Source organism: Methylobacterium sp. D48H (assembly GCF_053345715.1).
This window is the reverse complement of sequence record NZ_JBKFAP010000043.1, coordinates 1-23,093: the sequence shown is the minus strand read 5'-3', so window position 1 is coordinate 23,093 and position 23,093 is coordinate 1. Positions and strand designations below refer to the sequence as shown.

The following is a 23,093-nucleotide window of genomic DNA, read 5'->3' as shown; positions in this document are numbered from 1 at the left end:
GGATCTGCACGCTGCCGGAGGGCACCGAGATGGTGATGCCGGGCGACAACGTGACCATGGACGTGGCGCTGATCGTGCCGGTGGCCATGGAGGAGAAGCTGCGCTTCGCCATCCGCGAGGGCGGCCGAACCGTCGGCGCCGGCGTCGTCGCCGCCATCAACGACTGAGCTCGAGCAAGCATCCTTAGCAGGGCGCGGCGGGGTGAAGGCCTCGCGTACCCCGCCGTCCCTCTCAAGGTTCCAGGATCATGAACGGTCAGAACATCCGCATTCGCCTCAAGGCGTTCGATCACCGCATCCTCGATGCGTCGACCAAGGAGATTGTCTCCACGGCCAAGCGTACGGGCGCGACCATCCGCGGCCCGATCCCGCTCCCGACGCACATCGCCAAGTTCACCGTGAACCGCTCGCCCCACATCGACAAGAAGTCGCGCGAGCAGTTCGAGATGCGCACGCACAAGCGGGTGCTCGATATCGTCGATCCGACGCCTCAGACCGTGGACGCGCTGATGAAGCTCGACCTCGCCGCTGGCGTGGACGTGGAGATCAAGCTCTGAGTCCGCTGAGGACTTAGAGCTTACCGTTTCATCGCGCGAGGGAGAGAACCTATGCGCTCAGGCGTCATCGCACAGAAGGTCGGCATGACCCGCGTCTTCACGGACGCGGGGGAGCATGTCCCCGTCACCGTGCTCAAGATCGATCAGTGCCAGGTGGTTGCCCACCGCACCGTCGAGAAGAACGGCTACGTCGCGCTGCAGGTCGGCGTCGGCAAGGCCAAGGTCAAGAACGTCTCGGCCGCCGAGCGGGGTCGCTTCGCGGTCGCCAAGGTCGAGCCGAAGAAGAAGCTCGCCGAGTTCCGCGTGTCCGAGGACGCGCTGATCCCGGTCGGCGCCGAGATCACCGCGGACCACTTCATCCCCGGCCAGTTCGTGGATGTCACCGGCACCACCACCGGTAAGGGCTTCGCCGGCGGTATCAAGCGCTGGAACTTCGGCGGCCTGCGCGCCACCCACGGCGTGTCGATCTCGCACCGCTCGATCGGTTCGACCGGTGGCCGTCAGGATCCGGGCAAGACCTTCAAGAACAAGAAGATGCCGGGTCACCTCGGCGTCGAGCGGGTCACCACCCAGAACCTGCGCGTCGTGCGCACCGATCCCGAGCGCGGCCTGATCCTGGTCGAGGGCGCGGTCCCGGGCGTCGCCGGCGGCTGGATCCAGATCCGCGACGCGGTGAAGCGCAAGCTCCCCGCCGACGTTCCGCTGCCGGGCAAGTTCCGCGAGAACGGCGCCTCCGCCCCGGCGACCGAGGCCCCTGCGGCTGAGGAGACCGCGTGATGAAGCTCGATATCAAAACCCTCGACGGTGCCGGCGCCGGCTCGGTCGAGCTGAACGAAGAGATCTTCGGCCTGGAGCCGCGCGCCGACTTGCTGCAGCGCATGGTCCGCTGGCAGCTCGCCAAGCGGCGCGCCGGTACCCACGCCGTGCAGAACCGCTCGGACGTGAACCGGACCCGCAAGAAGCTCTACAAGCAGAAGGGCACCGGTAACGCCCGCCACGGCGCGGCCTCGGCGCCGCAGTTCCGCGGCGGCGGGCGCGCCTTCGGCCCCGTGCCGCGCGACCACAGCCACGACCTGCCCAAGAAGGTCCGCGCGCTGGCCCTGCGCCACGCCCTGTCGGCCAAGGCCAAGGCCTCGACCCTGATCGTCGTCGACGACATCAAGATCGAGGATCACAAGACCAAGGGTCTCATCGAGCGCTTCGGCAAGATGGGCCTCTCGAACGCGCTGATCATCGGCGGTGCTGAGGTCGACGTGAATTTCGGCCGGGCCGCCCGCGCCATCCCGCAGATCGACGTGCTGCCCGTGCAGGGCATCAACGTCTACGACATCCTGCGCCGCGACACGCTCGTCCTGACGAAGGCTGCCGTCGACGCGCTGGAGGAGCGTTTCAAATGAGTGCCGATCCGCGCCACTACGACATCGTCGTCTCCCCGGTCATCACCGAGAAGGCGACCAACCTGACCGAGCAGAACAAGGTCGTCTTCCGCGTCGCCCCCAAGGCGACGAAGCCTCAGATCAAGGAGGCCGTCGAGAAGCTGTTCGACGTGAAGGTCACGGCCGTGAACACCCTTGTCACCAAGGGTAAGAAGAAGATTTTCCGCGGTCTCCGCGGACAGCGCTCCGACGTGAAGAAGGCGATCGTGACCCTGGCCGAGGGCCACTCGATCGACGTCACGACCGGGCTCTGAGGACGGGATTTAGGGATCCAAGCCGATGGCCTTGAAGACATTCAAACCGGTCACGCCGAGCCTGCGCCAGCTCGTGCTCGTCGACCGCCGTGAGCTCTACAAGGGCAAGCCGGTGAAGGCGCTGACGGAGGGCAAGTCGTCCTCCGGCGGCCGCAACAATCTCGGCCGCATCACCGTCCGCTTCCGCGGCGGCGGCCACAAGCGCGTGCTGCGCAACGTCGACTTCAAGCGTCGCGAGCAGCTCGGCGTCGCCGCCACGGTGGAGCGGATCGAGTACGATCCGAACCGCACGGCGTTCATCGCGCTGATCAACTTCCCTGACGGGAAGCAGAGCTACATCCTGGCCCCGCAGCGCCTGCAGCCGGGCGACAAGGTGGTGGCCGGCGAGAGCGTCGACATCAAGCCGGGCAACGCCGCTCCGGTCGGCTCGATGCCGGTGGGCACGATCGTCCACAATGTCGAGCTGAAGATCGGCAAGGGCGGCGCGATCGCCCGCTCGGCCGGCAACTACGCGCAGATCGTCGGCCGCGACCAGGGCTACGTGACGCTCCGCCTGAACTCGGGCGAGCAGCGCCTGGTCCACGGCCAGTGCTTCGCCAGCGTCGGCGCGGTCTCGAACCCGGACCACATGAACATCTCGCTCGGCAAGGCCGGGCGCAACCGTTGGCTCGGCAAGCGCCCGCACAACCGCGGTGTGGCGATGAACCCGGTCGACCATCCGCACGGCGGCGGCGAGGGTCGCACCTCGGGCGGCCGCAACCCGGTCACGCCCTGGGGCGTGCCCACCAAGGGGAAGAAGACCCGGTCCAACAAGCGGACCGACGTGTTCATCCTGTCCAGCCGCCACAACCGCAAGAAGTAATCGCTATGGCACGCTCTCTCTGGAAGGGGCCGTTCGTCGACGGCTACCTCTTCAAGAAGGCCGAGGCGGCGCGGGGCTCCTCGCGCTCCGAGGTCATCAAGATCTGGAGCCGCCGCTCCACGATCCTCCCGCAGTTCGTCGGGCTCACCTTCGGTGTGCACAACGGGCAGAAGCACATCCCGGTCTACGTCACCGAGGAGATGGTCGGGCACAAGTTCGGCGAGTTCTCGCCGACCCGCACCTTCCCGGGCCACGCGGCCGACAAGAAGGCGAAGAGGCGCTGAGATGGGCAAGCAAGCCACCCCCCGCGCGCTCCCCGAGAACGAGGCGAAGGCCGTCGCGCGCATGCTGCGCGTCAGCCCGCAGAAGCTCAACCTCGTGGCGCAGATGATCCGCGGCAAGAAGGTCGACACGGCGCTCGCCGAGTTGCAGTTCTCGCGCAAGCGGATCTCGACCGAGGTCAAGAAGTGCCTCGAGAGCGCCATCGCCAACGCCGAGAACAACCACGACCTGGACGTCGACGACCTCGTCGTGTCCCAGGCCTTCGTGGGCAAGGCGCTGGTTCTCAAGCGTTTCCACGCCCGCGCCCGCGGCCGCGGCGCGCGCATCCTGAAGCCCTTCTCGAACCTCACCATCGTGGTTCGCGAAGTCCGCCAAGCCGAAGCGGCTTGAGGAGGATCTGATGGGTCAGAAAGTCAACCCGATCGGTCTCCGGCTCGGCATCAACCGGACCTGGGATTCCCGCTGGTTCGCCAACAAGGGCGACTACGCGAAGCTCATGCACGAGGACGTCGCGATCCGCGCCGCCCTCATGAAGCAGCTCAAGCAGGCGGCGGTCTCCAAGATCGTCATCGAGCGCCCGCACCGGAAGTGCCGGGTCACCATCCACTCGGGCCGTCCGGGCGTGGTGATCGGCAAGAAGGGCGCGGACATCGAGAAGCTGCGCAAGCTCGTCGGCACGATGACCAAGGCCGACGTGACCATCAACATCGTCGAGGTGCGCAAGCCCGAGATCGACGCCACCCTGGTGGCCGACTCGATCGCCCAGCAGCTCGAGCGCCGCGTCGCCTTCCGGCGCGCCATGAAGCGGGCCGTGCAGTCGGCCATGCGTCTGGGCGCCGAGGGCATCCGGATCAACTGCTCGGGCCGTCTCGGCGGCGCCGAGATCGCCCGCCAGGAATGGTACCGCGAGGGGCGCGTCCCGCTGCACACGCTGCGCGCCGACGTCGACTACGGCACCGCTACGGCGTTCACGACCTACGGGACCTGCGGCATCAAGGTGTGGGTGTTCAAGGGCGAGATCCTCGAGCACGACCCGATGGCCCAGGACAAGAAGGCCCAGGAAGAGGGCGGCCGCTCTGGCGGACGCCGTGAGCGCGATGGCGAGGGCGGCCGCGAGCGCGGACGCCGCGAGCGCGAGCACGCGTAAGGTAGGAAGCCATGCTGCAACCGAAAAAGACCCGCTTCCGCAAGCAGTTCAAGGGCCGCATCCACGGTGCGGCCAAGGGCGGCTTCGAGCTGAACTTCGGCCAGTTCGGCCTGAAGGCGGTGGAGCCCGAGCGCGTCACCGCCCGCCAGATCGAGGCGGCCCGCCGCGCGATCACCCGCGAGATGAAGCGCCAGGGCCGCGTCTGGATCCGGGTGTTCCCGGACGTCCCGGTGTCGTCGAAGCCGACCGAGGTCCGCATGGGCTCCGGTAAGGGCGCCCCGGATTACTGGGCGGCCCGGGTCCATCCCGGCCGGATCATGTTCGAGGTCGACGGCGTTGCCGAGAACATCGCCAAGGAGGCGCTCCGCCTCGGCGCCGCGAAGCTCCCGATCCGCACGCGGGTCGTCCAGCGCATCGCCGACTGAACGGAGGATATCGTGAAGTCGACCCAGAGACTGTCTGATCTGAAGGCGCTGTCGCCGGATCAGCTGAATGACGAGCTGATCAACCTCAAGAAGGAGCAGTTCAACCTGCGCTTCCAGGGGGCCACCGGCCAGCTCGAGAACGTCGCCCGCGTCCGCGAGGTCCGTCGCGACATCGCCCGTGTCCGGACTCTGCAGCGTTCCAAGACGCTGCAGCAGGCCAAGGGCTGAGGCGGGTTTTAGGAGACAACCATGCCGAAGCGCATCCTGCAGGGCACCGTCGTCAGCGACAAGGGTGAGAAGACCATCGTGGTGAAGGTGGAGCGCCGCTTCACGCACCCGGTGATGAAGAAGACCGTGCGGCGGTCGAAGAACTACCACGCGCACGACGAGGGCAACGTCGCCAAGGTCGGGCAGACGGTGTTCATCGAGGAGTGCCGTCCGTTCTCCAAGACCAAGACCTGGAAGCTGGTCGAGGGCGAGGCCGCCCAGGCCGAGGCCGGCGAGGCCGCCTGATCCCGGGATCCCGGCGGCTGCGGTCTCCGCGTCCGCCAGATCCCGGCCCGCGGCGTCGCGGGATGGTGCCCCCTCTGGGGTGACCATCCCGGGGATGCCCGGCGACCGGTACGACGAACGCCCGGACGCAATTCGACTCGCGAGAGCCGGATTCGTGCCGGGCGTCGTCGTTTTCGGCCGCATGTCTGGCGGTTGGGTCCCGGTCGCCGGCGGGCCGAGCCTGCTGCGGGACCGCGGGAGGCGTCGCCATTGCGGCTGGCGGTCGTCCCGTTCGGCGCGTTGTGTCGGCATTCGTACGCGGCTTGGCGGCCGATTACCGGATTGGATTGCTGTCGCGGGGCATCCGGGTGTCGAGCCGGGATTTCGTGACTTGCGTGCAGCAAAACCGCGTTCCGGCCTTGCTGGTTGAGAACAAAACGGGTACATAGAGGCGGTGGCGACGCGCGTTGTGAACTGCGTCCAACCCCTTCATAAGGAGCCCGCCAGATGGCCCAGCCCGCATTGAAAGTGGTCGACATGCCCCCGGTGGACAAGGACAAGTCCAAGGCGATCGACGCCGCCCTGTCTCAGATCGAGCGCGCCTTCGGCAAGGGCTCGATCATGCGGCTCGGCAAGAGCGACAAGGTCCAGGAGGTCGAGACCGTCTCGACCGGCTCGCTGGGCCTCGACATCGCGCTCGGCGTCGGCGGCCTTCCCCGCGGCCGCGTGATCGAGATCTACGGTCCCGAATCGTCCGGCAAGACGACGCTGGCGCTCCACACGATCGCGGAGGCCCAGAAGAAGGGCGGCGTCTGCGCGTTCGTGGACGCCGAGCACGCCCTCGACCCGGTCTACGCCCGCAAGCTCGGCGTGAACCTCGACGACCTGCTGATCTCTCAGCCCGACACGGGTGAGCAGGCGCTCGAGATCACCGACACGCTGGTGCGCTCGGGCGCCATCGACGTGCTGGTGGTCGATTCGGTGGCCGCGTTGACCCCGCGGGCCGAGATCGAGGGCGAGATGGGCGAGAGCCAGCCGGGCCTCCAGGCCCGCCTGATGAGCCAGGCCCTGCGCAAGCTGACCGGCTCGATCTCGCGCTCGAACTGCATGGTCATCTTCATCAACCAGATCCGGATGAAGATCGGCGTCATGTACGGCAGCCCCGAGACGACCACGGGCGGCAACGCCCTCAAGTTCTACGCCTCGGTGCGCCTCGATATCCGCCGCATCTCGACGCTCAAGGACCGCGACGAGGCGATCGGCAACCAAGTCCGCGTCAAGGTGGTGAAGAACAAGGTCGCGCCGCCCTTCAAGCAGGTCGAGTTCGACATCATGTTCGGCGAGGGCGTGTCGAAGGTCGGCGAGCTGATCGACCTCGGCGTGAAGGCCGGGATCGTCGAGAAGTCGGGCGCCTGGTTCTCGTACAACAGCCAGCGCCTCGGCCAGGGCCGCGAAAACTCGAAGGGCTTTCTGCGCGACAACCCGAAGATCGCGGCCGAGATCGAGGGCTCGATCCGGCAGAATTCCGGTCTGGTCGCCGAGAAGATCTTGGAGAACGCCGCGCCGACGGCGGACGATCTCGACGAGGGCGAGGCCTAGGCTGCGCCGCCGCGGGCCGGCGACGGCGCGCGGCGGACCTTGCGACGTTCGAAGATGCGCGGCCCCGGAGTCTCTCCGGGGCCGCTCTTCGTTGAGCGACGGTGACCGGACGCGACGGGCCGGTCAGTCCGCCATCGTCTTCTTCACGGTCTCGACGAGCTGCTTCAGGCTGAAGGGCTTGGGCAGGAAGTTGAAGGTCTCACCCTCGGGCAGGTTCTTGCGGAACGCGTCCTCGGCGTAGCCGGACACGAAGATCACCTTCAGGTCGGGCTGATGCTTGCGCACCTCCCGCAGGAGCGTCGGGCCGTCCATCTCGGGCATGACCACGTCGGAGACGACGAGATCGATGGTCTGCGCGCCCTCGCGGACGATCGCCAGGGCCTCGAGGCCCGAGGCCGCCTCCAGCACCGTGTAGCCGCGGGCCGAGAGCGCCCGGCTGTTGACTGCCCGCACCGGGTCCTCGTCCTCGACGAGCAGGATGGTCCCCTGCCCCGTATGATCGGCGGCGGGCTTGCGCGGCGCCGGCTTGTCGACCTTGGCGGGCGGCGTCTCCCCGTTCGGCACAGCGGCGTCGCCGCCCGCGGCCGGCGCGGTGACCGGCTTGGCTTCCGACCCGGAATCGGGATGGGCGGTGGTGGAGGCCGGCGCGAGCGGCTCCGCGCGCGGCAGTGCCGGCTCGACCGCCGCGACCGGCACCTCCTCGGGCTCCGCAACGGGCACGTGACGCGGCAGGTAGATGCGGAAGGCCGTGCCCTCCCCGACCTTCGACTGCACGTCGATGGTGCCGCCGGACTGCTTGACGATGCCGAACACCGTCGAGAGCCCGAGGCCGGTGCCCTTGCCGATCTCCTTGGTGGTGAAGAACGGCTCGAAGATCTTCTCCATCAGCTCGGGCGGGATGCCCTGGCCGGTGTCGCGCACCTCGATCAGCACGTGGTCGCCCGCCGGCGCCCCGCCGCGCCCCTCCGCCCCGGCGGCCGCCCCCGGATCGGAGACGTTCTCGGTGCGGATCATCAGCTTGCCGCCCTCCGGCATGGCGTCGCGGGCGTTGACCGCCAGATTGACGATCACCTGCTCGAACTGGTTGACGTCGGCCTTCACGGGCCAGACCTCGCGGCCGTGCTTCAGCTCCAGCGCGACGCGCTCGCCGAGCAGCCGCTTGAGGAGTAGGGTCAGCTCGGAGAGCGCCTCCCCGACATTCATCACCTCCGGGCGCAGCGTCTGCCGGCGGGAGAACGCCAGGAGCTGGCGGACGAGGCCCGCCGCCCGGTTGGCGTTCTGCTTGATCTGCATGATGTCCTGGAAGGCCGGGTCGGTCGGCCGGTGGCTCGCGAGCAGCAGGTCCGAGTAGCCGATGATCGCCTGCAGGACGTTGTTGAAGTCGTGCGCGATGCCGCCGGCGAGCTGGCCGACCGCGTTCATTTTCTGGGCCTGAGCGACCTGCTGCTCCAGTTGGCGCTGCGCCGTCGTGTCGAGGGCGTAGAGGATCACCCGCTCGGCCTCGTCGGTCTGCTGGCCGGCATCGCCGCCGTCGGCCGGGCTCAGCCAGACCCGGGCCGAGCGGCCGCCGGGCCCGTTGAGCTGGACCTCGATGGGCTCCGGATCCGTCCGCCCGCTCGCGGCGCGGGCGAGCCCGGCCTCCAGGGCGGTCCGGTCGGCCACCGAGTCGGCGACGTTGGGCTCGACCCGCGGGACACCCTCCCCGTCCGGGGCGCCGTCGTCGGCCTGCCGCGGGACCGTGCCGAACAGGCGCGTGAACGAGGCGTTGGCGCGGGCGATCCGGCCGCCGCTGTCGAGGGTCGCGATGGCGATCGGCGAGTTGTTGAGGAAGCGGGCCAGCCGGACCTCGGCGGCGCGCTGCGGCTCGTCGGTCTCGGCCCCGGCGGACCGGTTGATCACGAAGGTCCGCGACGAGCCGGGCTTGCCGTCCTTGCCGAAGGCGACCCGGTGGTAGAGCCGGACCGGCAGGGTGTGGCCGTTGCGGCGGCGCAGGTCGAGGTCGAAGCGGTCGGTGCGGACCTCGCCCGGCAGGCCGGCCGTGCGCACCAGCACGTCCGCCTCCGGGGCGATCTCGGTGAGGTGCGGGCCGCCGGGGCCGACGCTGGCGAGGTCGTAGCCGAGCCAGGCCGCCAGGGTCGCGTTCATGTAGACGATGGCGCCCGCCGGATCGATCGACAGGAAGCCCGCCGGGGCGTGGTCGAGGTAGTCGATGGCGTGCTGGAGCTCCTGGAAGACGTTCTCCTGCCGCTCCCGCTCGGCGGTGATGTCGGCCACCGTCCAGAGGGAGGCCGCCCGGCGCGGGCGCGCGAGGGGCCGCACCGAGACCCGGTACCAGCCGAAGCCGCGCTCGCCGGCCGTGGGCCCGAGGGGCGGCGACATCCGCACCTCCTCGATGTGGGCCCGGGCGTCGCGCGAGGCCTGCGACAGGCGGTAGACCGCCTCGGAGACCTCCGGCGAGCCGACGAGGATGCGCTCCACCGGCACGAGGTTGGAGAAGGTGTCGCCGCTGGCGATCCGGAGATAGGCCTCGTTGGCGTAGATCAGCCGGCCGCCGTCCTCGACGACCAGCTGGCCGTCCGGCGAAGCGTCGACGATGCCCTTGGTGATGTCGTCCCGGGCGGCGCTGCCGCTGAGCTGGAGCGCCCCGATGGCGAGGGCGAACAGGAAGAACACGCCCGCCATGGCCAGGAGGGCCAGCAGCCAGACGATCAGCGACTGGGCCTGCTCATTGGCCACGAAGGACAGGCCGATGGCCGCGCCGACCAGCAGGCCGGCGAGCACGAGGAGCAGGCCGACCCGGCCCGGCTGTTCCGAGCGGTCGATCGAGCCCGTGCCGAGCAGGGACGAGGCCTGCGCGACCGGGGGACCCGAATTCTGCGGGCCCGCGGCGGGCGCCGGAGGTCCAGTGACGTCGGCCATCGGCTTCATTCCAGAACAGTCACCCGGTTAGTCCGCCGGCCATATCAGGACATGCGGGGCGCGGCATCAGTCTCGTCGCGCCAAGCCTTGACACAGCCTCGCGAAAAAAGGTGGAGGAAGCGTGGCTTTCGCCCCACCGGGCGTTCGGCGAGACGGCGCGGCGCGCGGATCGCGCGGGGCTACGCCGCCCGTCTCCGCAGGCGCAGCACGAACCCGATGACCTCCGCCACCGCGCGGTAGTGCTCGGCCGGGATCTCCCGGTCGATCTCCACGGTGGCGTGGAGCGCCCGGGCGAGCGGCGGGTTCTCGATCACCGCGACCCCGTGCTCGGCCGCCACCGCGCGGATGCGTAGGGCGAGCGCGTCGACGCCCTTGGCGACGCAGACCGGCGCGGCCATGCCGGTCTCGTAGCGTAGCGCCACCGCGTAGTGGGTGGGGTTCGTCACCACGACGGTGGCGGTGGGGACCGCGGCCATCATGCGCTTCTTCACCCGGGCCATCCGGAGCTGCTTCAGGCGCCCCTTCACCTCGGGATTGCCCTCCGACTCCTTCATCTCCTGCTTGAGCTCCTCCTTCGACATCCGGTGGCGCTTGCGCCAGCGGAACCGCGCGTAGAGCGCGTCGCCGAGGGTGATCGCGAGGTGCATGCACAGCATGCCGGCGAGCAGCTTCAGGCTGAGGGACAGGATCGCCGGCATGGAGGCGGCCGGGTCCAGCTGTGCGAACACTTCCAGCCGGTCGCGGTCGTTCCACAGCATCACCGCGCCGACCACGCCCACGGCGGCGATCTTCGCCAGCCCCTTGCCGAACTGGAACAGGGCCTCGACGCCGAGGAGCCGCTTCACGCCCGCCATCGGCGAGAGGCGCGAGAATTTCGGCATCAGCGTCTCGGCGGAGAAGACCAGCGGGTGCTGCAGGAGCCCCGCGGCCAGCCCGGCCACGACCGCCAGCCCGACAGGCACCGCCACCGCCTGGAGCCACAGCCACAGGCCGCGCGTCATGGCCGCCTTCATGGCCGTGGCGTCGTCCGGCAGGGTATGGGCGTTGGCGAGGTAGGCCTTGAGCCCGTGCAGCAGGTTCGAGGCGATGGTCGGGGCCGCGACCAGCAGCGCCAGGGTGAACGCGGCCAGTATCGCGAAGGTGTTGATCTCGGTGCTGGTCGCGACGTCGCCGCGCTCGATCGCCTGATCGAGCCGTCGTTGGGACGGCTCCTCGGTCTTGTCCTCGTCGTCGGTATCGTCGGCCATCGCGCGTCGGGCTCAGAGCGGGGACATCGTCGGGGCACGGGCGATCCGGCCGCTCAGCGGCCGACGTAATCCCCGAGATACCGGCCCAGGTCGTCCAGGAAGACGCCCATCATGACGCCGAGGCAGCCCATCAGCAGCAGCATGCCGATCAGCACCGAGGCCGGGACCGCCAGGAAGAACACCTGCATCTGGGGCATCAGCCGCGACAGCACGCCGAGACCCAGGTTGAACAGGATCCCGAAGGCGATGAACGGGCCGGCGATCTGCACCGCCAGGGTGAAGCCCCGGGCGAGCGCCTTCGTGGCCAGCATCAGCGCGTCCGAGAAGGACGGCACGCCGTCGGGGGGCAACACCACGTAGCTGCGGGCCACGCCCTCGATGGCGAGATGGTGCAGGTCCGCGGCGAAGATCAGCGTGATCCCGAGCAACGACAGGAAGTTGCCGATCGCCACCTGCTGGCCGCCCTGGCTCGGATCCACCGTCATCGCGTAGGACAGCCCGACCTGCGCCGAGATGATCACCCCGGCGGTCTGAAGGGCGGCGAGGATCATCCGCACCGTGAGGCCGAGCACCAGCCCGATGATCGTCTCGCCGAACAGGAGCCCGATCAGCCGCGGGCCGGCCACGCCCTCCGTGCCGCCGAGCAGCGGGCGCACGGTCGGGAACAGCACCAGGGACGTGAGAAGCGCGAAGGCGAGGCGCAGGCGCGGCGACACGGTCTGCTCGCCGATCCCCGGCATCAGCATGATCAGCGTGCCGATGCGCGCGAAGGTGATCAGGTAGGCCGAGGCGATGCCGGGCAGGAGCAGGTTCATCGCGGCCCCTATGGCACGCGGCGGCCGCGCCTGTCCCGGCCGGCGGGCGCATCAGCCGCCGGCCGCGATGCGGGCGGCGATGCGGGTCATGTAGCCGGCCATGGCGTCACCCATGAAGGGCAGCATCAGCAGGAGCGCGGCGAACACCGCCACGACCTTGGGCACGTAGATCAGCGTCTGCTCCTGGATCTGCGTCAGGGCCTGGACCAGGGACACGGCGAGGCCGACCGCGAGCGCGACCAGCATCAGGGGCCCGGCCACCTTGAGGAACACGAAGATGCCGTCGCGGGCGATGTCGAGGATGGCGAGGCCGGTCATGGGGATGCGATCTGTGCGGGGGGAGCGGGCGGGGAAGCGGTCGGCCGGTCAGATCTGCATCCGCATGATCTCCTCGTAGGCGGAGATCATGCGGTCGCGCACCGCCACCATGGTCTGCAGGGCCGTCTCGCTCTCGGCGACCGCGGTGACCACGTCCACGACGTTGGCCTTGCCGGCGGCCGCGGAGACGGCCTGGGAATCGGCCCGGCGGCCGGCATCGCCGACGCTGTCCAGGGTCTGCCCGAGCATCTGCATGAAGTCGGTGCCGGTGCCGGTCGTCGGCTGCACCCGGGGGGCCGGCCGGCCGCCGGCGAGGCCCTGGACGGCCGCGTAGGCACCCGCCGCGAAGTTGCTCGAAGCCATCGCCATGCGTCCTTGCTAAGCGGTCCTGCCGCGGGCTTCGGGGGTCACTTCAGGATGCCGAGGGTCTGCGCCAGCATCTTGCGGGTGGCGCTGATCATGTTGAGGTTCGCCTCGTAGGAGCGCTGGGCCTCCCGCAGGTCCATGTTCTCGATCAGCGCGTTGACGTTGGGCATCTGCACCACGCCCTGGGCGTCGGCCGCGGGGTTGCCGGGCTCGTACTTGGTCCGGAAGGCCGACGGGTCGCGCCTGACGCGCCCCGCCTCGACGAGCTTGGCACCGGTCTCGTCGTCGAGGTGGCTGGTGAAGGTCGGGATCTTGCGGCGGTAGGGCTGCGCCCCGGCGGAGGCCGGCGCGGAATCGGCGTTGGCGATGTTCTCGGCGATGATGCGCATCCGGCCCGACTGGGCCTTGAGGCCCGCGGCCGCCACCGCCAGCGACTTCGTGAATTCCATGGCTCAGGACCCTCCCGCTGCCGCGACCCCGCGGCCGTCGGCGCTCCACATTCGGCCGTCGCGCGTCAGCTCTTGCCGATCGCGATCTTCAGGGTGGTCAGGCTGTGCTGGTACAGCGAGGCGGCGAGCTGGTAGTCCGCCTGGTTCTCGCCGGCCTTCATCATCTCGTCCTCGAGGTTGACGCCGTTGCCGCTGGGCCGGACCTCGAAGCCCTTGGCGCGCTTGGAGTCGGCTCCGACCGTCTGGCCGGGCGGTGCCATGTGGCCCGCGCTCGTGAGCGTCAGGCCGGAGCCGCTGGTGGCGAGGGCGCCGGTCGCCCGGTCGAAGCGCGGCTCCACGAGGTCGCGGGGCTTGAACCCCGGCATGTCGGCGTTGGCGACGTTCTCGGCGATCACGCCCTGGCGCGCCTGCGCCCATTGCATCCGCGTGCGCAGCATGCTCAGCACGGGCAGATCGGTGAGGGCCATGGTCGCCTCCGGGATGGCGTGGCCGCGCCGGGACGAGCGGGCTCGGCAAAATCTGCCGCCTGCATGGTTAACGGCGCGTTAAGCCCGATCTCCGGGCCGGCCGGTGCCCGCGTCAGCTCGCGCCACGGGGGGAGTGAACCCCCGGTTCGGCCGGGCCGGCGGCGCAGTCCCGACCTATTGTCTTGCGCGCGCTCAATTAAAAGGTCTGTTAACGAACTCTTAACGTCGTTTGCCTTGCCGCCCCTCCGGCGTGGTATGGATCAAGTCCGTGCCGGCGCGCACCCGCGGCGGTCGGAACGTGCGAGTGCGTAATCTTGCGATGGCTGCAATCCGTGTTCGGCTCTGACGGCTCCCCCATCGTCCAGTATATCGTGATCTTCGCCGTCATCTTCACGGCGCTCGCGGCGATCGTGTTCACGGTGCGCCGGCTCACCGGCCGGAGCCTCGCCCTGCCGGGGCGGTCCGGGAGCCGCGGGCGCCAGCCGCGCCTCGGGATCGTCGACGTGTACGAGCTTGACCGGGCCCGGCAACTCATCCTGCTGCGCCGGGACAATGTCGAGCACCTGCTCCTCGTGGGCGGCCCCAACGACGTGGTGGTCGAGCGCAACATCCAGCGCGGCCAGCGGCCCCTGCCGGAGGCGGCGATCCGGCCGGAGCTGGCGCCGGAGCCGCTGGACGAGCCGCTCCCGGACCCCCTCGTCCAGGGCGGCCGCCTGCCCGAGCCGCCCCGCGGTCTGCCGGAATCCGGTGGCCGGCGCGCCGAACCGCTGTTCGATCCGGGCTTCGCGATGCCGGTGGTGGTGCCGTCGCCGGTGCCGCGCTCGGCCTCCGCTCCGCCCGTGACTCTGCCCCTCGATCCCGGGCTGTTCGGCGGCGACGAGCCCGGCCAGGACATCACCGCACCTCTGAGTGCCGCGCCGCCCCAGGCGCCCGCGCCTCAACCCCCGGCGCCGCCCGCGCCCGAGCCGATGGTGTCGCCGCCGATGGTGTCGCCGCCGATCGCGCCGCCGGCGGTGGAGCCGCCCGCGCCCCCGCCGCGCGAGCCGGTCGCGCCGCGGCGGATCCTGAGCCGGACCGCGCCGCCGCTGATCGAGCCGCGGCCCAACCCGGCCTCCGAGCGCAAGCTCGAGCCGGCACCGGCGGAGCCGGAACCCGCCCGTCTGGCCCCGAGCCTCGCGGTGCCCTCCGAGCGCAAGTCGGTCGATCCGGTGGTCCTGTCCGACATGGCCCGGCAGCTCCAGGCCGCCCTGTCGCGCTCGTCCTCGGCCGTGACGCCGCCGCCGCAGCCCGCGCCCGCCCCGCCGGCGCCCGAGGGCGTCGATCCGCTGGCCGCCGCGATGGCGAGCGTCCCGGTCGAACCTTTGCCCGCCCCCGCCCCGGTCGACGAGCCCGAGGCCCCGCCGCCACCTCCGCCTCCGGCTAAACCCGTGCCGCCGTCGGCGATGCCCAAGGTCGAACCCCCTCCGCCCGTGCCGGCCCCGCCGCCGCCGACGACGACGACGCCGTCCGCGCCCACGCCCGACGCGAAGGGATCCGGCAACCCGTTCTCGGTGGAGGAGATCGAGGCCGAGTTCGCCCGCCTCCTCGGTCGCCCACTCGACAAGCGGAGCTGAGGAACTCCGCCCCCGCCGAGCGGGCGCGTCGGGACCGCGTCCTCGATCGCGAGAACCGCGATTTACCGAAGGTTAACCATCTTCCGGGACGTTCCGGCGCGGAGGATGTCGCTATGCTCGCGCTGGATGCTGGAACGGCTCACCGGAGCCGCGCTTACAGCGCTTTCCGGCTCGACCGGGCCGGCCGCGTCCGCGCGGCCGAGATCCTGTCGGCCGAGGACGACACGCAGGCGCGCCGCCGCGCCCGGGCGATGGTCGGGCGCCACGCGATCGAGCTGTGGGAGCGGACCCGCTTCCTCGGGCGCTTCGAGCCCACCGTGGCGGCGGCTCAGGATCGCGCCGGCCGCTGAGGCCGGCGGCGCCCGCCCGTCCCGTCAGCGGCCGGCGGTCTCCGGCATGGCCAGCACGGCGAGGAAGCTGAGGATCGCGGCCCCCGCCAGGTAGAACCCGACGAAGCCGATGCCGCCGTAGGCCGCGAGCTGCTGCGCGATGTAGGGCGCGCCCGACGCCCCGAGGATCCCCGCGAGGTTGTAGGTCACCGAGGCGCCCGTGTAGCGCACCCGCGTCGGGAACAGCTCAGGCAGGACGGCGCCCATCGGTCCGAACACCCACCCCATCGTCAGGAGGCTGAGGCACAGGAAGCCGAGGACCGGCGGCCAGGTGCCGGTGCCGGCGGCGTGGCCCAGCATCGGCCCCATGAGAAAGCCCAGCAGGAACGTCACGGCCATGCCGGAGAGCAGCACCGGCCGGCGGCCGAAGCGGTCGGCCGCGGCCCCCGACACGACGGTGCCCAGCGCCATGAAGCAGACCGCGATGCACTCGAACAGCAGGAAGGTCGGCCGGCTGTAGCCGAGGGTGCCGGTGCCGTAGCCCAGGGCGAAGACGGTCGAGAGGTAGAACACCGCGTACACCGCCACCATCGCGAAGGTGCCGACCAGGACGGCGTGGCCGTGCTGGGTCAGCATGGTGGCGAAGGGCACGCGCTCCGGCCGCGCCTGGCTGAGCGCCGCCTTGAAGGCCGGCGTCTCGGTGAGCTTCAGGCGCACATAGAGCCCGACGCCGACGAGCGCCGCCGAGGCCAGGAACGGCAGGCGCCAGCCCCAGGCCTGGAAGCTCTCGGGCGTCAGGCCGAAGCTGAGGGCGAGGAAGCCGAGATTGGCCAGGACGAAGCCGACCGGCGCCCCGAGTTGCGGGAAGATGCCGTACCACGCGCGCCGGCCCGGCGGCGCGTTCTCGACCGCCAGCAGCGCCGCGCCGCCCCACTCGCCGCCGAACCCGATCCCCTGCCCGCAGCGCAGGATGCACAGCGCCGCCGGCGCCCACCAGCCGACCGACGCGTAGGTCGGCAGGCAGCCGATCAGCACCGTGGAGATGCCCATGATCAGCAGCGACGCCACCAGCGTCGCCTTGCGGCCGACCCGGTCGCCGAAATGCCCGAACAGGGCCGCGCCGACGGGCCGCGCGATGAACGCGATGGCGAAGGTCGCGAAGGCGCTGAGCTGCTGCACGCCGGGCGCGCCGGCGGGGAAGAAGACCGGGCCGATCACCAGGGCGGTGGCGGTGGCGTAGATGTAGAAGTCGAAGAACTCGATCGCCGTCCCGACGAAGCTCGCGGCGAGGATCCGCCGAGCACTCGGGGGGGGCGCTCGGGGGGGCGCTCGGGGTGGCCTGCGAGGGGTCTGCGGTGTTGCCCGCGGGGTCGATGGTCTGCAGCATGATCGGGATGGGGGGTCCGGGTCGGTCGCAGCGCTTTCGCACGGGCCGCCGGGGGCCGATACCCCGCTCCGGACATGGGCATCCGCCCTGGACGCGGAGGTCGCTGTGCGGTGCACCGACGGCGGCCTTGCGTTCCCCTGTCCCCTTCGCCAAGCTGAACGGCCATATTCCGCGACGGTCGCCGGCCGCGGCGCCGTCCCTATCACTTGAGTATTGCGATGAGAGTCACTGTCGAGCGCGCGGCCCTGCTCAGGTCGCTCGGCCACGTGCACCGGGTCGTCGAGCGCCGCAACACGATCCCGATCCTGTCGAACGTGCTCCTGCGCGCGGAAGGGTCGGGTCTCCAGCTCCGGGCGACGGATCTCGACATCGAGGTGACCGAGAGCGTGCCGGCGGACGTGGCGGATGCGGGCGCCACAACCGTGCCGGCGCACGTGATCTACGACATCGTGCGCAAGCTCCCCGACGGCGCGCAGGTCTCCCTGGAGACCGGCGGCGAGTCCGGCCAGATGACGATCCGGTCCGGACGCTCGCGCTTCGCCCTGGGCGCCCTGCCGGAGGGCGACTTCCCGGACCTCGCCGCCGGCGAGATGCCGCACGGCTTCGAGATCGCCGCCGCCGACCTGAAGCGGCTGATCGAGAAGACCCAGTTCGCGATCTCCACCGAGGAGACCCGCTACTACCTGAACGGCATCTACCTGCACACGCTGGAGACCGAGAACGGCCCGGCGATGCGGGCGGTGGCGACGGACGGCCACCGGCTCGCCCGCGTCGAGATCCCGGCCCCGCAGGGCAGCGTCGGCATGCCGGGCGTGATCGTGCCCCGCAAGGCGGTCGCCGAGATTCAGAAGCTCCTCGACGACGGCGGCGAGACCGTCTCGGTCGACCTGTCGCCCGCGAAGATCCGCCTGCGCTTCGCCGGCGGCCTGACACTGATCTCCAAGCTGATCGACGGCACCTTCCCGGATTACCAGCGCGTGATCCCGGCCAACAACGACAAGCGGCTGACCGTCGAGCGCGACGCCTTCGCGAAGGCCGTGGACCGGGTCTCGACGATCTCGTCGGAGCGCGGGCGCGCGGTGAAGCTCGGGCTCGCCGAAGGGCGCCTCGCGCTCTCGGTGAACAACCCGGATTCCGGTAGTGCCACCGAGGAACTCGACGTCGATTACGAGGCGGCCGGCCTCGATATCGGCTTCAACGCCCGCTACCTCCTCGACATCACCGCGCAGCTCGAGGGCGACACCGCCCTGTTCAAGCTCGCGGATCCCGGCTCGCCGACCCTGATCCAGGACCGCGAGGGCGCGCCGGCGCTGTACGTGCTGATGCCGATGCGGGTGTGAGGCGGCCGCGCGGATCCCGGTCCCGCCCTCGTCCCGAGGTGCCGGAGCGCAGCGGGGGCCGCGCGGGAGGTCCCCGGACGGCGATGTGGTTTCTGGAGCCCGCCCGCGCGGCCCGCTGACGCGGGCGCCTCGGGGCGAGGTGGTTGGATGGGATGTCAGACAGCAAGGGACGGTTGAGCGCGGCGCGTCTCAGCCCCTCGATTCACCCCTCGGTTCACCGATGAGCGACATCCGCGATCCGCGGGACGAGCTCGACGGGTCGAGCCTGCGCGTCACCCGCCTGATCGCCCGCGATTTCCGCAACCACGCGGACCTCGAACTGACGCCCGAGGCCCGCTTCGTCGCGCTGGTCGGGGAGAACGGCGCGGGCAAGACCAACCTGCTCGAGGCGCTCTCGCTGTTCGTGCCGGGCCGGGGCCTGCGCCGGGCGGAGTTCGCCGCCATGGCGCGCAGCGGCGGCCCGGGGGGATTCGCGGTCTCGCTCACTCTCGACCGCGACGGCGCCGAGCACCGGCTCGGCACCGGGCTCGAGCCGCCGGGTCCCGACGGGCGCGCGAGCCGGCTGTGCCGGATTGACGGCGCCACCGCGGCCTCGCCGGTGGCGTTCAGCGAGTTCCTGCGGGTCGTCTGGCTGACCCCCGACCTCGACGGCCTGTTCCGCGGGGCGGCCGGAGACCGGCGACGGTTCCTCGACCGTCTCGTGCTGGCGGTCGACGCCGCCCACGGCGCCCGGGTCTCCGCGCTGGAGCGGGCCCTGCGCTCGCGCAACCGCCTGCTGGAGGAGCGGCCCGACGACGACCGCTGGCTCGACGCGGTGGAGCGGGAGGTCGCGGAGCTCGGCGTCGCCGTGGCGCTCGCCCGGCGCGAGACCGCCGAGCGCCTCGACCGGCTGATCGCCGAGACCCGGGACGACGCGCAGCCCTTCCCCTGGGCGGCCATCCGCCTCGAGGGCGACCTCGACGATCTGGTCGCTGTCTGGCCGGCCCTCGAGGCCGAGGACCGCTACCGCATGGCGCTCCGCAACGGCCGCAATCGGGACCGGGCCGCCGGCCGCACGCTGATCGGGCCGCAGAGCAGCGACCTCGTGGTCCGCCACGGCCCGAAGGACGTGCCGGCCGGGACGGCGTCCACGGGCGAGCAGAAGGCGCTGCTCATCGGCCTCGTCCTCGCCCACGCGCGGCTGGTGCGGGCCATGAGCGGCATCGCCCCGCTGATCCTCCTGGACGAGGTGGCGGCCCACCTCGATCCCCGCCGCCGGGCCGGCCTGTTCGAGGCCCTCGAGGCCCTCCCGGGGCAGGTCTGGATGACCGGCGCCGACCCGGACGCCTTCGCGCAGGCCGGCACCCGGACGCAGGTCCTGCGGGTCGGCGGCTGATCGGCCTCAGGCCGCCCGGACCGACCCGAGGAAGCGTGCGACCTCGACGCCCAGATGCTCGGACTGGCGCGACAGCTCGCCGGCCGCTCCCAGAACCTGGGCTGCCGCGGCTCCGGTCTCTTCCGAGGCCCGCGCCACTCCGGAGATGTTGCTCGTCACCTCGTCGGTGCCGGCCGCCGCCTGCGAGACGTTGCGGACGATCTCCTGCGTGGCCGCGCCCTGCTCCTCGACCGCCGCCGCGATGGTGGCGGCGACCGCGTCGATCTCGCGGATCCGGGCGGCGATCGTGTCGATGGCCGAGACCGCCTGGCCGGTCACACCCTGGATCTGGCCGATCTGCTGGCTGATCTCCTCGGTGGCCCGGGCGGTCTGGCCAGCGAGCTCCTTGACCTCGGCGGCGACGACCGCGAATCCGCGGCCGGCCTCGCCGGCCCGCGCCGCCTCGATCGTGGCGTTCAGCGCCAGCAGGTTGGTCTGGCCGGCGATGTTCGCGATGAGCCCGACCATATCGCCGATGCGCGTCGCCGCCTGGCTGAGCGCCTGAACGAGGTGCTGGGTCTCGTCCGCCTCGCCGACCGCCGCCTGCGCGAGGTTGGCCGAGCCGAGGACCTGCCGGCCGATCTCCTGCACGGAGGTGCCCAGCTCCTCGGCGGCGGCCGCCACGGTCTGGACGTTGGCGGAGGCCTGCTCGGCGGCGGCCGCCACCGTTGTGGACTGGCTGGCCGTCTCGGTCGCGCTCGACGTCATGGTCTGCGCCGTGGCCTGCAACTCGGTAGCCGAGGACGAGACCATCCCGACGATGCTGCCCACGGCCCGCTCGAACCCGTCCGCGAGTTCCACCATGGTCCGCCTGCGCGCGGCCACCGCCGCCTCGTCGGCGCGGCGCTTCATCTCGGCTTCCTCGGCGGCCTTGCGGGTGACCATGACCTTGATGCCCTCGACGGCCTTGCCGACGGCCCCCACCTCGTCCCTTCGGGCGGCCTCGGTGATCTCGGCCTCGACCTCGCCCTGCGCCATCCGCTGCAGGACCTTGACCAGCCGGTCGAGCGGCCGCGTGATCCCGACCGTGGCGATGAACACTGCCGCCAGCAGCCCCGCCAGCATGCCGAGACCGCTGACGATCATCAGCGTCCGGCGGGTCTCGTTGGTCTGATCGGTCAGGTCGCCCGAGCCCTTCTGCATGTACGTATCGATGTCCTCGGCCATCCGGTTGCCGTCGGTCAGCAAGCCGGAGAACGTCGGGTCGATCGCCGTGTGGATCAGCGCGATGGCTTGCTCGTTCTGATTGGCGGTGCCCAGCCGGCGGACCTCGCTCACGTCCCTGAGATAGCGCTCGATCCGCGCGGCCTGCTCATCGATGCGCGCGGCGAAGGTCGGGGCGTGCGATCGGAGGCTCGGAAGGAGCGCCCTCACCGCGGGCAGCGCGGCCTCGAAGCCGCTGTTGGCGGCCTGCATCTGGCCCTGATCGGTCTCCGCGATGATCCGGTAGACCCAGTAATTCAACTCGATCACCAGGCGGTTCAGCCTGCGTGCCTCCGCCACCGCCGTCGCCTCGCGGGCGAGGAACTCGCTGTAGCGGTCGTCGATGACCGTCATCCGCGCCTGAGCGTACCAGATACATCCGCCGACAATCACGCATATCAGCGCGATGACGGCAGCAATTTTTGGAAGTATATTGATATTGGATAAGCGTATCACTGTCTTGAAATCCCTTCACTCGATCGATGATCGGCCTCATGATCTCATGGGATTCACTTTGGTCGTCGAGGTCGATAAAGCTTTGAAAGCGCGTTTGTGTCAATGAGAAATATCATTTTGCGGTTTGATTTTGTGTGTCCGAGCTTTTTGCGATATTTTATATCAGCATGGCTCCTCATATATTGACTACAATACACTCATTGGAACGATTTAAAGAACAAATATTGATCTAGGATATGGAATATGGGATCGGTCTTTACGGGCCGGGTTCTTCGACAGCTCGTGGGCGACGTCCCGGGGCGCGACCCCGGCGCCGCGCCACCGGCCTTTTCGCGGCTGCGGATCGCGCCACATAGTGGGCGCTGCACGCCGCCGGCGTGCCCACGGAACTCCGCGCGCATGTCCAAGCCCGTCCACGCCATGATCCGCGTCCTCGAGGAAGAGCGCGCGCGCGACTACTATGCCCGTGCCTTTGGTCTCGCGGTGTCCGGCCGGTTCGACTTCCCGGACTTCACCCTCGTCTACATGCGGGATCCGGACTCGCCGTTCGAGCTGGAGCTCACGGTGAACAAGGGCCGCGACAAGCCCTACGATCTCGGCGACGGCTACGGGCACATCGCCTTCGTGGTCGACGACGTGGAGGCCGAGCACGCCTGGCACCGGCGCGAGGGCTTCACGGCCACCGACGTCAAGACCCTCAAGCACGGGGACGACGTGCTCGCGCGGTTCTTCTTCGCCACCGACCCGGACGGCTACAAGATCGAGGTCATCCAGCGCGGCGGCCGCTTCGCGTGACCGGTCCGGTCCGCCATTCCCTCTCCGGAACGTCTTCGAGATCCATGCAGGACAAGACCCGCATCGTCTGCATCCGCCACGGGCAGTCGACCTTCAACGCCGCCCACCGGCACGGGGGCGGCGATCCCGGCCTGCCCGACGCCCGCCTGACCGAGCTGGGCCAGGCCCAGGCCCGGGCCGCGCGGGAGCGGCTGCGGCCGATCCCCTTCGACCTCGTGGTGGTCTCGCCCCTGACCCGCGCCATCGAGACCGCGGCGATCCTGTTCGGCGAGCATCCGAGCCGACCGCGGGTGCTGGTCGAGGTGCTGCACCGCGAGTGCCAGGAGAGCAGCTGCGATGTCGGCCGGGCCGCCTCGGAGATCGCCGCGGACTTCCCCCACCTCGATGTCGGGCACCTGCCCGAGGTCTGGTGGCACGCGGAGCCCGGCTGCGAGGTCGGCGGCTACCCGGTGGAGCCCCGCCCCCTGTTCGACGCCCGGGTCGCGGCGTTCCGCGACTGGCTGCGGGCCCGGCCTGAGACCACCATCGCGGTGGTCGGCCACGGGACGTTCTTCTACCACCTCACCGGCACGTTCCTGGAGAATTGCGGCACCATCGACTTCGATCTCGACGCCGCGCCCGCGGCTGCCTGATCAGGCCGGCACCCGGGCGCGCGCCGCGTCCATGCGCTGACGGGCGCCGGCGACGGCGATCTCCGGCGCCTGCCGGCCGATGGCGAGGGTCTCCGCGAGGATCGCGCAGGCCTCGGCCCAGGTTCCGGTCAGGAACGGTGCCGCCCCCTCGGCCACCTCGGCGGCGCAGCGCGCGTCCTCGCCGGCGCGTTCCGCCGCCGTCGCGGTGCGGGACACCGCCGCGGTCAGCGCGCCTTCCCGCCAGCGCCGCGCCTGGGCCGCCGCCTGCGCGCGCGCCCCGCCCCGCCACG

The 23,093-nt window shown here is 70.6% G+C and carries 28 protein-coding genes and 1 pseudogene; 19 read left to right on the top strand and 10 right to left on the bottom strand.

Going from position 1 to position 23,093, the window contains the following annotated elements; genetic code table 11:
* The 13 genes from ACLBX8_RS30295 to recA all read left to right on the top strand — a co-directional run.
* Window positions 1-167, top strand: a 167-nt coding sequence (locus tag ACLBX8_RS30295) for an EF-Tu C-terminal domain-related protein (protein WP_447700615.1), incomplete at its 5' end; no start/stop codon positions are given.
* Window positions 168-247: 80 nt separating this feature from the next.
* The gene (gene rpsJ / locus ACLBX8_RS30290) at window positions 248-556 is read left to right on the top strand and encodes a 30S ribosomal protein S10 (RefSeq protein WP_007569268.1); all 309 of its coding nucleotides are present in this window, start codon (window positions 248-250) and stop codon (window positions 554-556) included.
* A gap of 51 nt (window positions 557-607) precedes the next feature.
* Entirely contained in the window at window positions 608-1,333 is a 726-nt protein-coding gene (gene rplC, locus ACLBX8_RS30285; RefSeq protein ID WP_020094259.1) for a 50S ribosomal protein L3, read from the top strand.
* Window positions 1,333-1,953, top strand: coding sequence for a 50S ribosomal protein L4 (rplD, locus tag ACLBX8_RS30280; protein WP_020094258.1), 621 nt, complete (start codon window positions 1,333-1,335; stop codon window positions 1,951-1,953). The genes rplC and rplD overlap by 1 nt, the downstream gene beginning before the upstream one ends.
* Window positions 1,950-2,246, top strand: a complete 297-nt coding sequence (locus tag ACLBX8_RS30275) for a 50S ribosomal protein L23 (RefSeq protein WP_020094257.1) — start codon at window positions 1,950-1,952, stop codon at window positions 2,244-2,246. The genes rplD and ACLBX8_RS30275 overlap by 4 nt, the downstream gene beginning before the upstream one ends.
* A gap of 25 nt (window positions 2,247-2,271) precedes the next feature.
* On the top strand, window positions 2,272-3,108 hold the full coding sequence (rplB, locus tag ACLBX8_RS30270) for a 50S ribosomal protein L2 (RefSeq protein ID WP_020094256.1): 837 nt from the start codon (window positions 2,272-2,274) through the stop codon (window positions 3,106-3,108).
* A 5-nt stretch (window positions 3,109-3,113) separates the two neighbouring features.
* Window positions 3,114-3,392: a 30S ribosomal protein S19 gene (gene rpsS, locus ACLBX8_RS30265; RefSeq protein WP_012319190.1), complete on the top strand. Its 279-nt coding sequence runs from the start codon at window positions 3,114-3,116 to the stop codon at window positions 3,390-3,392.
* A 1-nt stretch (window position 3,393) separates the two neighbouring features.
* On the top strand, window positions 3,394-3,780 hold the full coding sequence (gene rplV, locus ACLBX8_RS30260; protein WP_012319191.1) for a 50S ribosomal protein L22: 387 nt from the start codon (window positions 3,394-3,396) through the stop codon (window positions 3,778-3,780).
* Window positions 3,781-3,790: 10 nt separating this feature from the next.
* Window positions 3,791-4,537, top strand: a complete 747-nt coding sequence (gene rpsC / locus ACLBX8_RS30255) for a 30S ribosomal protein S3 (RefSeq protein ID WP_012319192.1) — start codon at window positions 3,791-3,793, stop codon at window positions 4,535-4,537.
* A gap of 11 nt (window positions 4,538-4,548) precedes the next feature.
* Window positions 4,549-4,962, top strand: a complete 414-nt coding sequence (rplP, locus tag ACLBX8_RS30250; RefSeq protein WP_012319193.1) for a 50S ribosomal protein L16 — start codon at window positions 4,549-4,551, stop codon at window positions 4,960-4,962.
* A 12-nt stretch (window positions 4,963-4,974) separates the two neighbouring features.
* Window positions 4,975-5,190 (top strand): 50S ribosomal protein L29, encoded by a 216-nt coding sequence (gene rpmC, locus ACLBX8_RS30245; RefSeq protein ID WP_020094255.1) that lies wholly within the window; start codon window positions 4,975-4,977, stop codon window positions 5,188-5,190.
* Window positions 5,191-5,211: 21 nt separating this feature from the next.
* Entirely contained in the window at window positions 5,212-5,475 is a 264-nt protein-coding gene (rpsQ, locus tag ACLBX8_RS30240) for a 30S ribosomal protein S17 (protein ID WP_020094254.1), read from the top strand.
* Window positions 5,476-5,991: 516 nt separating this feature from the next.
* Entirely contained in the window at window positions 5,992-7,053 is a 1,062-nt protein-coding gene (gene recA, locus ACLBX8_RS30235; protein WP_373866322.1) for a recombinase RecA, read from the top strand.
* A 123-nt stretch (window positions 7,054-7,176) separates the two neighbouring features.
* Here recA and ACLBX8_RS30230 read toward each other — a convergent pair whose 3' ends face one another.
* The 7 genes from ACLBX8_RS30230 to flgB form a co-directional block, all read right to left on the bottom strand.
* Complete coding sequence (locus ACLBX8_RS30230) at window positions 7,177-9,972, bottom strand: ATP-binding protein (protein WP_447699697.1); 2,796 nt, start codon at window positions 9,970-9,972, stop codon at window positions 7,177-7,179.
* Window positions 9,973-10,151: 179 nt separating this feature from the next.
* A complete protein-coding gene (gene flhB, locus ACLBX8_RS30225; protein ID WP_056533880.1) occupies window positions 10,152-11,219 on the bottom strand; it encodes a flagellar biosynthesis protein FlhB in 1,068 nt (355 codons plus the stop codon).
* 53 nt (window positions 11,220-11,272) lie between these two features.
* On the bottom strand, window positions 11,273-12,034 hold the full coding sequence (gene fliR, locus ACLBX8_RS30220; RefSeq protein WP_042675345.1) for a flagellar biosynthetic protein FliR: 762 nt from the start codon (window positions 12,032-12,034) through the stop codon (window positions 11,273-11,275).
* 51 nt (window positions 12,035-12,085) lie between these two features.
* Entirely contained in the window at window positions 12,086-12,352 is a 267-nt protein-coding gene (gene fliQ, locus ACLBX8_RS30215) for a flagellar biosynthesis protein FliQ (protein ID WP_012319200.1), read from the bottom strand.
* A gap of 48 nt (window positions 12,353-12,400) precedes the next feature.
* Entirely contained in the window at window positions 12,401-12,715 is a 315-nt protein-coding gene (fliE, locus tag ACLBX8_RS30210; RefSeq protein WP_012319201.1) for a flagellar hook-basal body complex protein FliE, read from the bottom strand.
* Window positions 12,716-12,759: 44 nt separating this feature from the next.
* A complete protein-coding gene (flgC, locus tag ACLBX8_RS30205; RefSeq protein WP_020094248.1) occupies window positions 12,760-13,167 on the bottom strand; it encodes a flagellar basal body rod protein FlgC in 408 nt (135 codons plus the stop codon).
* A gap of 65 nt (window positions 13,168-13,232) precedes the next feature.
* Window positions 13,233-13,634: a flagellar basal body rod protein FlgB gene (gene flgB / locus ACLBX8_RS30200; RefSeq protein WP_056533882.1), complete on the bottom strand. Its 402-nt coding sequence runs from the start codon at window positions 13,632-13,634 to the stop codon at window positions 13,233-13,235.
* A gap of 332 nt (window positions 13,635-13,966) precedes the next feature.
* Here flgB and ACLBX8_RS30195 point away from each other — a divergent pair, with 332 nt between their 5' ends.
* Together ACLBX8_RS30195 and ACLBX8_RS30190 are read left to right on the top strand one after the other, a co-directional pair.
* On the top strand, window positions 13,967-15,247 hold the full coding sequence (locus ACLBX8_RS30195) for a hypothetical protein (RefSeq protein WP_447699696.1): 1,281 nt from the start codon (window positions 13,967-13,969) through the stop codon (window positions 15,245-15,247).
* Window positions 15,248-15,360: 113 nt separating this feature from the next.
* The gene (locus ACLBX8_RS30190; protein ID WP_447699695.1) at window positions 15,361-15,597 is read left to right on the top strand and encodes a hypothetical protein; all 237 of its coding nucleotides are present in this window, start codon (window positions 15,361-15,363) and stop codon (window positions 15,595-15,597) included.
* Window positions 15,598-15,621: 24 nt separating this feature from the next.
* Here the strand turns inward: ACLBX8_RS30190 and ACLBX8_RS30185 are convergent, their stop codons facing one another.
* Window positions 15,622-16,869, bottom strand: coding sequence for an MFS transporter (locus tag ACLBX8_RS30185; RefSeq protein WP_447716278.1), 1,248 nt, complete (start codon window positions 16,867-16,869; stop codon window positions 15,622-15,624).
* Between the two features lie 312 nt (window positions 16,870-17,181).
* Between ACLBX8_RS30185 and dnaN the strand changes: the two genes are divergently transcribed.
* Together dnaN and recF are read left to right on the top strand one after the other, a co-directional pair.
* Window positions 17,182-18,303 (top strand): DNA polymerase III subunit beta, encoded by a 1,122-nt coding sequence (dnaN, locus tag ACLBX8_RS30180; protein ID WP_100252450.1) that lies wholly within the window; start codon window positions 17,182-17,184, stop codon window positions 18,301-18,303.
* A 220-nt stretch (window positions 18,304-18,523) separates the two neighbouring features.
* Window positions 18,524-19,678 carry a DNA replication/repair protein RecF gene (gene recF, locus ACLBX8_RS30175; RefSeq protein ID WP_091681201.1) on the top strand — a complete coding sequence of 385 codons (1,155 nt, stop codon included), beginning with the start codon at window positions 18,524-18,526 and terminating at the stop codon, window positions 19,676-19,678.
* A 6-nt stretch (window positions 19,679-19,684) separates the two neighbouring features.
* Here recF and ACLBX8_RS30170 read toward each other — a convergent pair whose 3' ends face one another.
* Window positions 19,685-21,376, bottom strand: coding sequence for a methyl-accepting chemotaxis protein (locus tag ACLBX8_RS30170; protein WP_447716277.1), 1,692 nt, complete (start codon window positions 21,374-21,376; stop codon window positions 19,685-19,687).
* A 399-nt stretch (window positions 21,377-21,775) separates the two neighbouring features.
* On the opposite strand from ACLBX8_RS30170, the gene ACLBX8_RS30165 reads away from it, so the two are divergent.
* Together ACLBX8_RS30165 and ACLBX8_RS30160 are read left to right on the top strand one after the other, a co-directional pair.
* On the top strand, window positions 21,776-22,171 hold the full coding sequence (locus tag ACLBX8_RS30165; RefSeq protein ID WP_447716276.1) for a VOC family protein: 396 nt from the start codon (window positions 21,776-21,778) through the stop codon (window positions 22,169-22,171).
* A 44-nt stretch (window positions 22,172-22,215) separates the two neighbouring features.
* Window positions 22,216-22,803: a histidine phosphatase family protein gene (locus ACLBX8_RS30160; RefSeq protein WP_020094240.1), complete on the top strand. Its 588-nt coding sequence runs from the start codon at window positions 22,216-22,218 to the stop codon at window positions 22,801-22,803.
* On the opposite strand, the pseudogene ACLBX8_RS30155 reads toward ACLBX8_RS30160, so the two are convergent.
* Window positions 22,804-23,093: pseudogene (locus tag ACLBX8_RS30155) on the bottom strand (hypothetical protein); the annotation flags it as partial.